Annotated in this window: 14 protein-coding genes; 5 read left to right on the forward strand and 9 right to left on the reverse strand. The window is 59.7% G+C overall.

The window, feature by feature from the left end:
* The 3 genes from AU195_RS25395 to AU195_RS25795 all read left to right on the forward strand — a co-directional run bounded on the left by AU195_RS25395 (position 1) and on the right by AU195_RS25795 (position 4,314).
* The gene (locus tag AU195_RS25395) at positions 1 to 969 is read left to right on the forward strand and encodes an NAD-dependent epimerase/dehydratase family protein (protein ID WP_172800649.1); all 969 of its coding nucleotides are present in this window, start codon (positions 1 to 3) and stop codon (positions 967 to 969) included.
* Between the two features lie 242 nt (positions 970 to 1,211).
* Positions 1,212 to 1,910 carry a class I SAM-dependent methyltransferase gene (locus AU195_RS20215; protein ID WP_059160829.1) on the forward strand — a complete coding sequence of 233 codons (699 nt, stop codon included), beginning with the start codon at positions 1,212 to 1,214 and terminating at the stop codon, positions 1,908 to 1,910.
* A 1,156-nt stretch (positions 1,911 to 3,066) separates the two neighbouring features.
* Positions 3,067 to 4,314, forward strand: coding sequence for a hypothetical protein (locus AU195_RS25795; RefSeq protein ID WP_157531203.1), 1,248 nt, complete (start codon positions 3,067 to 3,069; stop codon positions 4,312 to 4,314).
* Between the two features lie 1,235 nt (positions 4,315 to 5,549).
* Here the strand turns inward: AU195_RS25795 and AU195_RS25400 are convergent.
* The 8 genes from AU195_RS25400 to AU195_RS26390 all read right to left on the reverse strand — a co-directional run bounded on the left by AU195_RS25400 (position 5,550) and on the right by AU195_RS26390 (position 12,772).
* A complete protein-coding gene (locus AU195_RS25400) occupies positions 5,550 to 6,335 on the reverse strand; it encodes a class I SAM-dependent methyltransferase (protein WP_082703140.1) in 786 nt (261 codons plus the stop codon).
* A complete protein-coding gene (locus AU195_RS25800; RefSeq protein ID WP_157531204.1) occupies positions 6,322 to 7,101 on the reverse strand; it encodes a hypothetical protein in 780 nt (259 codons plus the stop codon). The genes AU195_RS25400 and AU195_RS25800 overlap by 14 nt, the downstream gene beginning before the upstream one ends.
* Before the next feature lie 836 nt (positions 7,102 to 7,937).
* Positions 7,938 to 9,704: a DUF4012 domain-containing protein gene (locus AU195_RS20225; RefSeq protein ID WP_059160830.1), complete on the reverse strand. Its 1,767-nt coding sequence runs from the start codon at positions 9,702 to 9,704 to the stop codon at positions 7,938 to 7,940.
* 206 nt (positions 9,705 to 9,910) lie between these two features.
* Complete coding sequence (locus AU195_RS26260) at positions 9,911 to 10,189, reverse strand: hypothetical protein (protein ID WP_286149403.1); 279 nt, start codon at positions 10,187 to 10,189, stop codon at positions 9,911 to 9,913.
* An 877-nt stretch (positions 10,190 to 11,066) separates the two neighbouring features.
* On the reverse strand, positions 11,067 to 11,501 hold the full coding sequence (locus AU195_RS20235; protein ID WP_157531205.1) for a hypothetical protein: 435 nt from the start codon (positions 11,499 to 11,501) through the stop codon (positions 11,067 to 11,069).
* A gap of 80 nt (positions 11,502 to 11,581) precedes the next feature.
* A complete protein-coding gene (locus AU195_RS20240; protein ID WP_059160833.1) occupies positions 11,582 to 11,932 on the reverse strand; it encodes a hypothetical protein in 351 nt (116 codons plus the stop codon).
* Positions 11,933 to 12,065: 133 nt separating this feature from the next.
* Positions 12,066 to 12,401, reverse strand: coding sequence for a sensor domain-containing protein (locus tag AU195_RS20245; RefSeq protein WP_059160834.1), 336 nt, complete (start codon positions 12,399 to 12,401; stop codon positions 12,066 to 12,068).
* Entirely contained in the window at positions 12,341 to 12,772 is a 432-nt protein-coding gene (locus AU195_RS26390) for a sensor domain-containing protein (RefSeq protein ID WP_353612162.1), read from the reverse strand. Before AU195_RS26390 ends, AU195_RS20245 begins: the two co-directional genes overlap by 61 nt.
* Between AU195_RS26390 and AU195_RS20250 the strand changes: the two genes are divergently transcribed.
* Positions 12,711 to 13,658, forward strand: a complete 948-nt coding sequence (locus AU195_RS20250) for a hypothetical protein (protein WP_059160835.1) — start codon at positions 12,711 to 12,713, stop codon at positions 13,656 to 13,658. The genes AU195_RS26390 and AU195_RS20250 overlap by 62 nt on opposite strands.
* Positions 13,659 to 13,774: 116 nt before the next feature.
* Positions 13,775 to 13,960 (forward strand): hypothetical protein, encoded by a 186-nt coding sequence (locus AU195_RS25405; RefSeq protein WP_082703141.1) that lies wholly within the window; start codon positions 13,775 to 13,777, stop codon positions 13,958 to 13,960.
* Between the two features lie 55 nt (positions 13,961 to 14,015).
* On the opposite strand, the gene rplA is transcribed toward AU195_RS25405, so the two are convergent.
* Positions 14,016 to 14,723 (reverse strand): 50S ribosomal protein L1, encoded by a 708-nt coding sequence (gene rplA / locus AU195_RS20255; RefSeq protein WP_011558343.1) that lies wholly within the window; start codon positions 14,721 to 14,723, stop codon positions 14,016 to 14,018.
* Positions 14,724 to 14,733: the final 10 nt, after the last annotated feature.

Below are 14,733 nucleotides of genomic sequence, written 5' to 3' on the forward strand. Positions count from 1 at the left end.
GTGAGACTTCTGCTTACGGGGGCGTCCGGGTTTATCGGAACGAATTTCGTGGATTTGTGTGCTCGCGAACGGTTAGAAATTCTCAATGTAGATGTCAAGAAACCTCTGAAAAAGGAACACGAGCGTTTCTGGCAGCAATGCGACATTATGAATTCTGACGAGCTTTCGGAGATTTTTGCAAGATTCGAACCCACGCATGTAATACACATGGCCGCCCGCGCCGACTGCGACGAGAACACCACTGTTGAGGCAGGGTACGCAGTCAACACAGTTGGCACTTCTAATGTACTCGCATCAATACGGCGTACGCCTTCGATTGAACGCGTGATCTTTGTATCCACCCAGTACGTGACCGGACCCGCTCGCTTACCTGAGCACGACGATGATTACTTCCCGCACACCGTATATGGCGAGAGCAAGGTGATAACGGAAAGGCTCGTCAAAGAGGCCGGCCTCGATTGTGTCTGGACCCTCGTGCGGCCTACGAATATATGGGGACCGTGGCACGCGCGGTATCGGCGCGAGGCGTGGCGCGTCATAATGAAGGGACTGTACCTGCACCCGGGTGGGCGTCCCGTGGTGCGCTCTTACGGTTTCGTTGGCAACATCGCATGGCAGATGAAGCAAATTTTGACCGCTCCCAGCGAGGCGGTTGATCGGCAAGTTTTCTATCTAGGCGACCGCCCCATTGACATTTACTTATGGGTGAACACTTTTTCACTTGCGCTTCGAGGGAAGCCTGCAAGGCGGATGCCGCGCGGTGTAATTGCTCCGATCGGCCGTTTCGGCGATCTGCTCGGCCGCTTCGGAAAGTCCTTCCCCTTGACAACCTCCCGCTATAACAACATGATCTCAGATTACCCAACTCCCATGGAAAAAACGTTTGAGGTGTTAGGCGAGCCTCCTTACTCGCTTCAGCACGGCGTTAACAGGACGGTCGAGTGGCTTGAGTCCATCGGCTGGGACTGAATGCCCATGGGGCGGCTGCGACCTCCAGGACCAGGCGAGGTTCGGGGCTCGAAAGCAATCGAATGCACATGATTTCGAATACTCACCGGGGCGCTTTGGCGTGAACCGATAGCTCAATCGATGAGGTGAGCACATCCGTCCTCACATCGGTGCGGACGTTGTAGACGGGGTAAGGTTCGAGGTGGGGGCATCACCGGCAGTGGTGGTTCTTCTACCGAGCTACGCTAAGGCAAGAGAAGGACATGGGGATAAAGACATTCTTGCAAGAACGGGTGATCGACCCGCTGCAATTCCGCTACGACTCGTTCCCGAGGCTTCCATATCAGCCGCTTCCTGTGCTAGAAAAGGCGAACGCCCGCCGAAGTGACGGCACCGTGCAGCGGTGGACTGTCATCGAAGAGCGAATCCGCGAAGCCGACATCGGCTCCGCGATGGACGTAGGTTGCCAGGTAGGGTATTTTCCGTTCGCTCTGGCCGCAAAAGGAATACCGACTTTGGGAGTCGACCTGGAGGAACGTGCGCTTCGGATCGCACGCTATGCCGCACGGAAGACCGCGACGGATGAGGTCGCGTTCCTTAATATGACGGTGTCACCCAAAACAGTCCAGCTTTTGCCGGAGGTCGACCTGACATTGGTGATGTCAATCTGGCACCATTGGGTACGTTATTACGGACTCGATGGCGCCACCGCCATTCTGAAACGAATCTGGCAGCAATGCCGCGTGACGATGTTCTTCGAGACCGGCGAGAACGAAATGCCCGTCGAATATGGACTTCCGGCGATGACCCCGTCGCCCGATGCATGGCTAACCGGCTACCTGCAAGAAACTTGCGTCGACTCGAAAGTCGAACACCTAGGACAGTTCAAAGCGTTCGCGCCAGGAGGTGACAACACACGGAACGCTGTGCTGCGCAATCTCTTTCAGGTGAGTCGTGCGTGAAGGCGCCGCTCAACGTCGATTAGCCCCCGTCCTCTCGCAACACTACGGCGACGGCGTCGTCATACGGCAGACTCGGCAAATAGCGACCAGCACGCAGGCAAGGGTGTTCATCACTGACGTGCGGGACTCGCCTCAGCCGATCGTAGCGAAGCTTTTCCGACAGAAGCGATCGGGCGTTGTGGCCGCACTCAACGATGAATATGAATCGCTTTCGGTCATGGCGAGCGTTTTTAGCAACGTCGAAATCTATGGTTGGTGCGTCACCTCCCCCGTGCCCCTATCTAGGAGTTTCACACCGCCAGCAATACTAATGACAGCAGTACCCGGAGCGCCCCTCGACAATGTGCTGCCTCGACTCGCGCAGATTGATCGGCATGCCCTAGCAACCACTGTTGCGGAGGCACTTAACGTTTATTGGACCTCAGCGGAGCGCATAATCGCGGACGTCACGCTTGCAAACATCCTGGCTGATCCCGCAAGGAAGCAACTTTCGTTTGTCGATCCCGGCCTACCAGATCCCGCGTTCTCTTGCCCTGACATATCTGACACCTTCGCGCCGGGCTCGCGAGACCTTGCGTTCCTACTCGTGCATGTTCTAGCGACGAACGTTCGTATCAGTATGTTGACGCCAAGACGTGCGCAGATCCGTGCATCGTTCGCCACTGATGTAGTGCGGCAATTCGCGGCAAAGCATCTTCGGGACTACGAATTGGCTGCATTTCTTTCGGAACTAACCGGGTGCGCTGCGAAGCATGTCGCTCGTATACCGACTGGCGGACCGTTGGAGCCATGGCGGCGTTTGATAAGGAACCGGGTCAATCAAGGTATCTCGACAGCGCTAAACGGATTGGCGGAGCACTGATTATTATTCCACGCAGCAGACATCGGTCGACTGTACTTAGCCTGTTCTTGGCACCTTGTCGCGGGCCTTCTCATTCGGCCAACCCGGAATCCGTGATCATTCAACTACCGCGTTGGACTCTCCGCACCGCGCTGGGGTGGCTGCAGTCGACCGATCCCAGGGAGATTCTGAGCCGTACCAATCCATCGCCCGCGCAGGCGCTGACGCTCCGACCGATGGTGCCGACCGGTTCGCAGGCAATCCGGGCCTGAGCGGTCGGACCTCGAGAATCTTGGTACGGACAGTATGAAGCGGATGCTGGTGCTCGCCTCACGTGCGGCAAAACGACTGGGCGGATTCGCTGCCAGTGTAATACTGTTGGCCGTCGCGTCGCTGTTGCTCATGCCAGCGACAATAGGTGCAGCTGGTCTTCAGATCTGGTCGTCAATTGTTCTTGGGCAAGCCTTGGCTCAGATCGCGGCGACCGTCGTTGGGTGGGGATACGGCGTAAACGGTCCCGCGATTGTGGCTACCCGGACGCCTGAGGGAAGCGTTATGTACTTCCGGATGGCTCAGAGAACCAAGTTCGCCGTCGGGCTGCCTTGCGTTCTTTTAATGGTGGGTGCGATGCTAGCGATTCCAAATCCCGACCCCGTCGCTGGCATACTCGGCGGCGCGCCGCTCGTCATCAACGCGTTCAGTGCAATCTTTTTCTACATCGGGCGCGCCGCACCACTTTGGCTATTGTTTGCCGAGACCGTTCCCAGAGTGTCACTGATGTTCGCCGGAGCGGCCGCATTGGCGTTGGGGGCTCCCCTCCTTGTCGGCTTAACGCTACCCGTCATAGGCACGGCCCTTGGTGTCGCAATTTCGTACATCTCGATCTGTCGGTCCAGCAGGAGGCACGCAAATTCCGCACCGCCTTCTGAACTAGGGGGCGTACGGGTCCAACTGCGCGCACAAATCGGGCCGGCGGCCGCATCAATGCTGCGGGGCGGCCGTGATGCAATACCCGTTCTCCTATTGACCGCCTTAGCTACGGATCTAGTCGCTGTCTTCGGCATATACGACCGGGTCCAACGCCAGGCGTTAGGGGCGCTGGCACCGTTGACGTCGGCGCTCCAGGGCTGGGTCCCGCACCGCATGGCCAAAGAAGCGAGCGCACGCCCAGCGATAGCTGCGGCCCTCGCTGGATTCGCAGCAGCTCTCGCTATCCTGGCCGGGTTCTCTTTGCTTGGAGCGCCGTTAGTATCTTGGCTCGCGGCAGGCACCATAGATCCGACGTCCACCGAGATCTTTTTTTGTGGAGCAGTCATCGCAAGCAGCATTTTAGTGCAGATTGTTGGCTATGCATGTTTGGTACCGCTTGGGGGAATTCGGAACGTCGTTAGGGCGAACGTTGTTGGCATAGTTGGCATCCTTATCGCACTTCCCGTCGTCGCGTCGCTCGAGCACTCTGTCGCCTACGCACTCGGCGCACTCGTGATTGGAAATGCCGCTCAGATCTTTTCACAATTGGTGTCGATGCGACGCCATCTCGCCCGGCCACCGTTGCTGGAGTGAGTTGGGCTGTCAACTCGGGCCCAAGAATGAGCCGGCAGTTCTGGGCGGCCTACGAGCTGTCTTCACATCCCACTTCTCCGGGTTCCGGAGAAACGGGCATCATCGCGTGGGTGGCCGAGCGGCCGGTCCGCCCGCGGTTGGCCACACGTCAGCAGTCCATGAATCGCGGGCTGGGTAGTGGAGGTACGCGCCGGAGCCCGCGAAGTCGGCGTGTCTCGGTCAGCGGTGCAGTCCGCAGCAGATCAGTCGATCAGTCGCACCTAGTTCTTCGGTCTCCTGACGATCGGTCGTTATCGCTGCATCACCAAAAAATCTATCAGGCTGTGTAAACAGAGTTCCTGCTCCCCACGCCCCTCGCGGTTGGCGCGGCATCGACGTTCACCGACACGCACCGGCGCGCGATCATTCGCCCGGCATACCCGTACCCCCGTACCATTAGCGCCGGCGGGCCACGGTTTGAGCAGCCCCATCCACGATCGGCGTTTCCCGCTTGCCGACCGGTAAAGGCCGGCGGTTAGAAGGCGATTCGATCATCGGGAGTTACCATCTCGCAGCGATCGGCTCCCGGGTTAGGGGGCCAAACTCGGTTTGCGGATCCGCCACCTGCCGACCCCGACTCGCTGAATGCTGCTCCGGTGACCCGTTGCAGGAGCTGACCGATAGATCACATGGGCCAGGGCCTCGAGATGGTGCGCCACCTTGCCACCACTGACAACTCGGTGCGCTCATCTACTTCCCACACTCGCGATCACCCTGGCAGTGCGCTTCAACGAGAACACAGTCGAACTGCCGCTGTACTACTTCCCGAAGGACGTCACCCTCGTGAACCATCCATCAGAGCACCTCTACCGGCTCTTGAGCGGACTGAACAACCGACCACGAATACATCGTGGAAGGCCGTGTCTGGCCTACTAACCCCTATTAGCCTCACGGCCCGTCAGCATGCGACGTGACTAGAACCCACCTCAGAGGCAGCTTGCTCGTGATTCGACCGGAGCCGACATAGGGCAGCGCGCGCATACAAACTTGTCTCGAGGCCGGGCTTCAAACGGTGATCCGCACATTCACTCAGCACCCACCCGAGTGGTTTACCGGACGGACGACTGCTGTCGGTCAGTTAAGTCAGGGAGTTGTCCAAAGCTCCCTTGACGACATTCATCGAATCTGTCTATGTCCCACTTGACTCTGGCGAGATCCCATTTAGCCGATGACTCGCGGTCCGCATATCGATTGGGTCATAAACTGCACTTGCAGAATGCCAGCGCCTGGCCCCTCCGAGTGGAGGGACGGAACTCGACACTCTCAAAGATCCGGTTGTGAGTAATAAAAGTGTTTCTGAACGCCGCTTGGCTGAAATAGAAAGACCTGTCGTATTTAACTGCCCCTACCCCAATAACCGGAATACGCCGCGAAATCAACTCCATAACCGGCGCCTCGATCCCCCGCCGCACGCGACGAGCTAACCGCCGAACACCTCGCGCTCGAAGATCCGATAACGCAGTAGGCCCGTGAAATCCCTCCTGAACGAACTGAGGATCGTGCGGTTGGCGAAATTCAACTACCACGGTTCCGCGGCAAAGGCTGGCCAGCTTGCGCATCACGGCGATTGGGTCAGTTACATGGTGTAAGACATTGAGAAAAATGACGACGTCGAACTTTTCATCTAGCGAGACTTCCTCGAGTTGACCCTCAATTATTTCGATCTTGCCCTGCCATAAGGGTGCGAGAGTACTGGCGATCTTGAACCGGGACGGATCCATCTCGATACCTACGGCTCTTGACGCACCGCGCCGAACCGCATCGTGAAGAAAGAACCCATGATGGCAGCCCACGTCCAACACAGTTTTGCCCGATAAATCAGCCGGGTAGATAAGGTTAGCGGTGGGTAAGCGGTCCACTCCAGGGATCACCCGACCGTCTGGAAGCGTCAGCTTCTGATAGTCCGCAAAATCCGTCTGATCGATAAAGCGGTTGATTTCGTCAGCGGACAGCGAGCTAATTATACCATCATTCATTTGCATCGATTCTTTCCTGAGAATTGAGCTTCACTAGATCATAGCGGAGTACCGATCGTAACTCTGCTAGTAGCTTGGGCTTGTGTTTGGCTACGTAGCGTTCAAGCGCTGCGGTGGACTCGAAGTCGTGACCATCCCCGTAGAAACGGCAAACAAAACGCAAGAAAGTTTCACGATCGAGCGTGCCGATTTCTATGAGTTCCGCGGTAATGTCGAGCGGCTCAAAGCGGGGCCGTATCAACACTTCATAGTGGGTCGGTTCGAGGCGTTTCCACCCTAGAAGCCTCAAGCAAGCGATGCGGTGGCAGCCATCCCCCGAGAATACCCGCTCGTCGATAGCCTTGCCGTGGACGTTTCGTATAAATCGCCCGGAACTCAACCGAACCGGCTTGGCCTCATCAAACCCGTAGGTCGACAGGGAATCCCACAGGCTTGCGGTTTCGGCCACCCGCCGAAGGAATGCTGACTGCATTCGTTCGGGGTTGCGCAACAGACTTGGCTCGTAACGAACCGAGCGCACATTGCGGAACCACGAGTAATAAGCTCTCGCCTCTGGCCGTGCAAGAAATGCTTCTATGTCGCTGGAGTAGAGTTCACGGTCGTCGCGAATCAGTTGGACAAACTTCATCCGAACGCAGATATCGAAACGCAGCGGACAAATTAGGTGGTCAATATCTATCGTTTCCCCGAGAGCAGTACCGGGGACCACCTGCTGCGTCAGTCGACCAATTCGTCCCCACGCCGCTCGGACAAAATCTTCCGGATGTCGCATCACCCGAATGTACCTCAAATTCTCAATGGAGGTTCGCTTGGCTTGATCGTTGCCGCTCCCGGGTATGGCTCGCATCACATTGCATAGCCAATCGCCCGAAGCCTGGTTACATGTTTAAGCGGGCTCTCCAATCCCGTCGTGCGCGCGATTCATGAAAGTGATATCCACACTATTCGCCGCCGACTGCGGCGAATGCTTTTGCGTTGTGAATTTATGGGCGGCCTTCACGACGTGCTGTAAGCGGCACGCAGACGAAAGTCTGCTGTCTGAATTGACGCTTGCCCGTCGCTTGCTGGATGGTCGCGCTTTCATTGGATGTAAACCATCGTCCCTAGAGTTCGAGATCGTGAACCGGAAACTGACCTACCTACTGTTTGACTGGTGCGGTAACCGCGCCCGATGCCAGTGCGGTTTTAGCGGCAAGCGACGCGTATTCAGGGGAAGCGCTCTGCTTGACGCGCTCGAGCACTGCCGCTCATCGGGACACGTCCCCGTCGGCGTGTTGGACCCAGAACCTCTAAGCACGGGGAGTTAACAAGGCGCGATGATGGTACGTTGGGGCACTGCTCGAAATGGCCAGAATTCTTTCGTCTGTCAGCTCGATGATATGACTCATTCCGAGCATCCGGGAACTGCCACGGAAGGTACTACCGGATCCATCAACGGCTGCACTGGAACACGAGCTTCACTCGGAGATGTAGGTTCCGACAGGGGGAAAGTTAATTCGCCCGACTTGCCAGGCGGTATCGCGACCTGCACCTCGAACCTGGGATGGGAACGTTCGATCGAAGTGACCCCCTAGCTGTTCGCCGTTCTAGCATCCCGCTAGGCCTTGCCTATCCGGAACAGGGAGGCACCGAAATCTTCGGCTGAACGCTGTCGATAAGGGGCTGAACTGGCACGCGGGCTTCACCGGCCGACGTCGGTTCGGTCAGACGGAAACTCAACTCACCAGACTGCCTGGGCGGTATGCCGAGTTGCACTTCGAACGTTGGGTGGCCCCTCTCGGTCCCGCTGAAAACTGGTACCTGCTGACCGTCGACCAATGCGCTGACCAACGTCGCGCCCGTTGTCGCCAAAAGGCGCACAGAGGTGACCATCGCGCCCTTCGGCACCTCGAGCGGTATGTCAGAACGAATTCCGGGTGCGTTGGCGACGTAGTCGGGAAGCCCAGCGTCTGGCGCCTCATTGGAAAGCCGGACCGTTACGGTGGAGTTCCGCACACCAGCAGTGCACCCGTCGGCGACGTATTCGATTTGCCTTCTCAAGTAGTAATCGAGTTTGTTCCCGCCCAAGTTATTGATGACGACCGACGCGTACGGCGCCGGATCGTCTGGAACCACATGAGCGAGCGGCGTTTCTTCCAGCATCGCCTGGTCGGCAGGGTTCGCACTCCACACAGCGATCCGCCGTTCCCCAACGGCTCTGCCTAAGGCATCGAGGAGTTTCTGCGGCGATTCGAGTCGTCCGGTGACCTTTCTGACCACTTCGCTTGCGATGTCTTGGAGGTAGTTCTTCCGCGCAATCTGATCGGTGGGGAAGCGGCTATACGCGGTCGATTCAGTAAGTTCGACAACGTTGTCCTTGGTGATTACCTCACCGTCGGGCATCCTCACTGAGCCCACAGCGCCGAGCACGTAGCTGAGCGTCACGGGGTCGAGCACGATGACCCCGTCTACGTTTTCTCCCGTCCGCTCAGCCCACATGGATTTCCAGATTTGCGCTGCGTAGGGAAAGTGTGAGCTCAGGTTGCTGTTCCGGAAATCGGTTGTGGGATTGGTGAATCCGTACATCTCCGTGAACTCCGGCCCCAGATCGACCGACGCCGTGGCGCCCTCCAGGTCCAGGTTCGATGCCAACGTGTCCACGTTCGCAGTTCCATTGTCGAATCGGAGAACACCGAACCCACCCAGCAAGCCGCCGGTACCACGCGCCTCAGCGTTCGTCTGGAAGCCCATGAAGTAGGTGCGGGGACCGTCGGCACCCATCATCGAAGGCGCAAGACGAGCGGCCAAGGCCGTATTGTCAAGCAGGCCAGCAATGTTGGACGTTTGTTCCTGCAACTGTGAACGGGCGTCGCCGAGAAGCGAAACGTAAGTCGGTTCCGGTATCGCCTTCGCGTCGCCACTGAGCGAGTCCGCGGCTGCCGCAAGGTCGCTCAGCTGCCCTTCGCGCTCGCGAAGCGCCTGGACGTCGACTCGACCGTCTTGCAGGAGGTTGTCAGGCGACAGCACTGCGCCGACCTCTGCCGCCGGCTGCAGCACGTCGGTAGCGAGGCCTAGTACGACATTAGAGATCTCTTGGCCGGTGTCAAACGGATTTCCCAACCAGGGCACCGCTGACGCGATATTCCACGGGACCGAATGGGTCGCGTCGCGCGCTTGCTGGGCGCTCGACTGCGCCGCATCTGCGTGGCGGGCCGCACCGTCCGTGTCGCCGTCCAGCAGAGCGTCCTTCGCCTGCTGCGCGCTGTCGCGTGCCGCCTCTAGGTTCGACTTTGCCTCGAATGCACGGATCGCGAGCCAACACCCGAACGCTATGACGATGACCAGTGCCAGCAGTGCTCCGAAGACGACATGCCGCCGCCGAAGATGTCGCAGCATCTTCGGCCGCCCCTCTCCCTCGTCAGATCTCGAAGAATCGTCTAGCGCGTCCCCGCCATCGAATGATTCACGCATAAAAACCAGTAGGCGAATACCTGAGACTCACCGCCGAATCACACTCGATGGCGATTCGACGCGGTGGTCAACACCGGTGCGATTCCCCAGCGCATGGGTAACCGCACCACGTGCGTCGCCCTAGGGCGCGGTTAGCCGCGGCCCGTCGAGTAGGGACCGATCTGGAAGAACCGCTGAACGGCGGTAACGATCGCCTGCGTGACGGCAGCGATGGGGGCAATGATCGCTCCGGCAACCGCAAACACCAGGGCGCCGAACCTCTCAACGACTCGACGGCCACTCTCGTACCACCAGGGCAGATTCGGCTGCTCCGCGAAGTTCATGACCGGGCTCATCGGCGCGAAGGTCATGATCGGGCTCAGCGGCGCGTCGACCAGAATCTGCGTGACGGGAGCGATGGGTGTAGGCACAGCAGGCGCAGCGTTAGCCGCCACCGCCGGCACTGCCGCCGCAGCAGCTACTGCGCAGACAGCGGTTCCGACCTGCAGTCGAGTAAGCCCCCCGCGAAAATTTGTCGCCATAGTCGACATGTCCCCCCCTAAATATTTCAGGTCCAGTTTCGGTCCGATTTTTGTGAGCAAAGCCTCTCAGACGCTGACGGTTGTGTCAACCGGAACCGCCAGTCACCGATGGCATCGTCGGTGGCCATTCAATCGGCAGCCTTCGAGTGCCTCAAGATTCCGAACACTCTTCCGTTGTTCCGTCCATGTAGACTGACGTCTTCGGCGATAGGTGCAGGTCAACGTTGCGAGATCAGCCTGTCGAGGGCAAGAAACTCGACCACAGAGAGTCCGCATCCTGCATTACCTCGGACTTTGACCGCCTTACATCCGCGGCGGCCGCCAGCTTCGTCCGGGTGTGGATTTGCCAGAATCCACTCGTGCTGCAAAACAGCGGGCAAACTACGTTTCGTCATCACTATGCGTCCTTTAACGGTGTGTTACGCCTCCACAGATTCCGTGACACCAGGTGTCTCTCGGGCGAGCTGAAGCAACCGAATAAGGCACCCGTGCGACGACACGCACCGCATCTTGATCGTGCGTTCTGAGGCCCTTGGTCGGCTCAACGACAGCGCCGGTAGGCCGCTGACTACGCCTCTGGCTCGCCGACGATTTCTGCGAAGGGCAGCCCTCTAACCGGGAGGCTCGTCCTGGCACACAGCGTCGACGACCGGCGACCGCTGGTTATAGGTCTGCGATCCGTTCATGTGCTTCGCCTGGACACACAGAAGGGTGGCGAAAAGTACCGCGCGACCTGCGGCGTGGTCTTGCCCGTCTGCGGCAGCGGTCAGAGAAGTCTCGGGAAGGTAGTAGAAGTCAAGGGCCTCGAGGACAGCCCGGTCGACGGGTTGACACCATCGGCGTAGCGGCACAATTCGCGCGACATCTGCTCCACACCGCCCGGCCGCACCCACTCCTGGTAGCCCATTGCGTAATAGCCATCTATGTCGCTGAGGGCCAACTGCTCGTCCAGGTACTCCTCGTACGTGACAGTTCTTCCATTCAAGAAGTCATAGAAAGAGATTGCCTTCGGTGCGGCCACGTCGAAGTAATCGGGATTCGCCCCGGCGACGGCCGTACAGGCCCCGACGTCTTCGTAGGCGAGTTCGGAACCCGCTTCCGGGGACTGCTCACTGCCAACTTGTACGCCGGCGCCGCCGGCTGCCGATGGAGCCGCGGACGTACCACACGCCGACAGCGCGAGGCCAACGGCGGCGGACACCACACCTACGGCTACAGGCGGGGACCTGAAGGCCTCTCCAGCCAACGGCATTCACACTCCTGTCGATCATTCGAGCCGGGTCAACGGTATTGCTCTGGCACAGACTCCGGGCACACGGCGAAAGGAATCGCGAAGTACTCCTCGGGATTCTGAACGGGGTAGCCGTTGTCGGTGAGCGCTCCCCAGCACGACGCCGCTGCCCCGTTGGCGGCGATGGCCATCATATATTTGGTGCTGCCCAACTGCCGGTCCGCAATACCGATCGCCATGGGGTCCATCACGCCTTTGTCGCGAGCGTCTTGCACCAGCTGACAGTTGTAGTTCGAGACCCATTCGATCCGGTTCGGCTCGACGAGTGCATAGGCATCGTCGAACGGGTACGCCTCGAGTGGATTCTGCGCTCGGACGTCCACTGGCGTCGCGTTCCACATGTCCAGGATCGCGGCGCGCGCCTCCTCCGCCGACGGATTGGACCCCTGATATGCGGCACACCCTTCGACGCGGACCGCCGCAGCAGTCGACTCTTCGGACTCCCCAGCGGCATCGCCCGAAGCCGAACCACACTCACGCCGGCAGCTTCGCCGCCATCGCATCGACCATCCGGGTGCCGTCGTCGGTCACGTTGTCACGGCACGCCGCGACCTCGGGCAACGCATTCGATGCCACCCGCAGCACGTGCTCGCAGCCGTATCCCTCCATACCCTCCTGGGTCACCCGCTGCGAGATCTGCGTGTCCGTCTGGTCCACCCGGTCGAACGTCCACGTGTACGCGGTCCCGTCCTCCGTCGTGACGGTGACGTTGTCACCGCCGCACGCCTTCCACGCCTCCGCCGACTTCGTCACGAACTGCTTGGCCTGATCAGCCGAAGGAAAGAGCACCACGCTCCGGTTGACGAACACGTACTCGGCGTCTCAGCCTTGAGGATCTGATCCGCCACCGCGCTGTACCCGCTGCCCGCATACACCGACTGCAGCGCGTTGTATTGGGCGCCTGCACAACTCGGCTCCGACAGCGTCGCCGACGTCGTGGCCATCTCGTCACGCCTCCGAACTGCTCGCCCGCGGCGGGTTGTACAGGCAGCTCTACGACGCGCAGAACGCCGAGCCGGTGGCCACCGGATAAAGCCCCGCACGGGATACGGAACACCTCTCGACCAGGTCGATCGCGCAGGAGAGCCAGCAACCAATAGAAGCCGTATCATCCGTCGAATGACAGGGTCTGCCGGCCACGGCCGAGCACTGACGGAAATCGCCGCCGGCCTATCTCTCATTGGCCTGTCGATACTGATCTTCGGGTGGGCGGCGCTGGGATGGTGGGAGCCGGATGACGAGCAAGCCGTATCCAAAGACATGAATTCACTGGTCTTCTACTCGAATGATGCTGCGGTACCCGTCACGATCAACCTGCACCTGAGGATGGACGAAGACCGGAAGGTCTCCGGATCACTCGGTTTGGAGATCGGCCGGCCGCGCGACAGCAGGACCTTCCGGTGGGCACTTGTCGGTCGCGGAGACCTGACTTTCGACCACCTTCACGAAGACGAGGTTCACGAAGCAAGCAAACCCGGTTCGTTCAGCAAGCACTGCAACGAGGACAGATCGGCAGGCGCGTACGAAACCATCTTGGCCGGCGACTTGTCCGGTGGACACTTTGTTGGGGCGGAGCAACCTCCGATTGCGGACCCGCAGGATCGCGCATCCCGCGAAGGTGCGACCATCCTCGCTGACCTGAACTTTCCGCATATGCGCGCTCTTCGGTCCGGCGAACAATACACACTGAGCATCGGCGGTATCGGTAAACCGGGCGACGAAATGAAGACGCAGATGGCCAACTACACGATTGCTTGGCTCGCCGACTGCGTAAACATCGATGACGCCGAACCCGCCTTCAACGGCAAGAACTTGGATGCGCATCAAGCGCACTGGACCGTCCGCGTGTTCCCGGTTAGCGAAGAAGACGAACTACAACTCGCTGACCCTGATCCCATCAATCGCGACTCCGCAGCGTGGGCCATAGACGGCTTCGCCGGACCGACCGCGAGCTTTTCCGACCACGCACTGAAAGAGTTTCACCAGATGGCTGTCTTCATCGCCGGAATCGTGGTCGGCGTGGGTACGACTTATTTGGTCCAGGGTCTGACGAACCTCACCAAGTAGCGGGTGGAGCCTCATCGGCTGCCACGTGCCTGCCCTTGACGATCCGATCCGACGCTTTGGTGACGAAGTGTGCCGATTCGCAACCAGAAATGCTTTGCTGACTTTACGCTGGCGACATGACCGGTCCACAGGCCTTCCTAGTCGCCAGCTGGCTTAACAACCGAGCACAGTGCCAATGCGGCTATGAAGGCAAACGCCGTTGGCTTCGCGGCAATGCCGTCCTCGATGTCATCGAGCACTGCCAGGTCACCAAACACAAGCCGGTCGGACTGCCCGCCATCCGACAGATGCAGTCGCTCTGAACCCAGAAACGCCGAACGCCCCCGCCAATGGCGGGGGCGTTCGGACTTGAGAGCCTCAGGCCTCGGCGAAGTTCCGCGTCACCTGCGGGTCGACCGGAATGCCCGGGCCCGTCGTCGTCGACACGACGATCTTCTTCAGGTAACGGCCCTTCGACGCCGACGGCTTGGCGCGCAGGATCTCGTCGAGCGCCGCGCCGTAGTTCTCGGCCAGCTTCTTCTCGTCGAACGAGGCCTTGCCGATCACGATGTGCAGGTTGGCCTGCTTGTCCACGCGGAAGTTGATCTTGCCGCCCTTGATGTCGGACACGGCCTTCGCCACATCCGCGGTCACGGTGCCGGTCTTCGGGTTCGGCATCAGGCCACGCGGGCCCAGGATCCGGGCGATGCGTCCGACCTTGGCCATCTGGTCCGGCGTCGCGATCGCCGCGTCGAAGTCGAGCATGCCGCCCTGGATCTGCTCGATCAGGTCGTCGCTGCCGACGATGTCCGCACCCGCGGCCGCGGCCTGCTCGGCCTTGTCACCCACGGCGAACACCGCGACGCGCGCGGTCTTACCGGTGCCGTGCGGCAGGTTCACGGTGCCGCGCACCATCTGATCGGCCTTACGCGGGTCGACGCCCAACCGGATCGCGACCTCGACGGTGGCGTCCTGCTTCTTCGACGACGTCTCCTTGGCCAGCTTCGCGGCCTCGAGCGGCGAGTAGAGCTTGGTCTTGTCGACCTTCTCCGCGGCTTCGCGGTATGCCTTGCTGTTCTTGCTCATTGATTTCTCC

Origin of the sequence: Mycobacterium sp. IS-1496 (assembly GCF_001499995.1) — a bacterium.
Lineage (GTDB): Bacteria > Actinomycetota > Actinomycetes > Mycobacteriales > Mycobacteriaceae > Mycobacterium.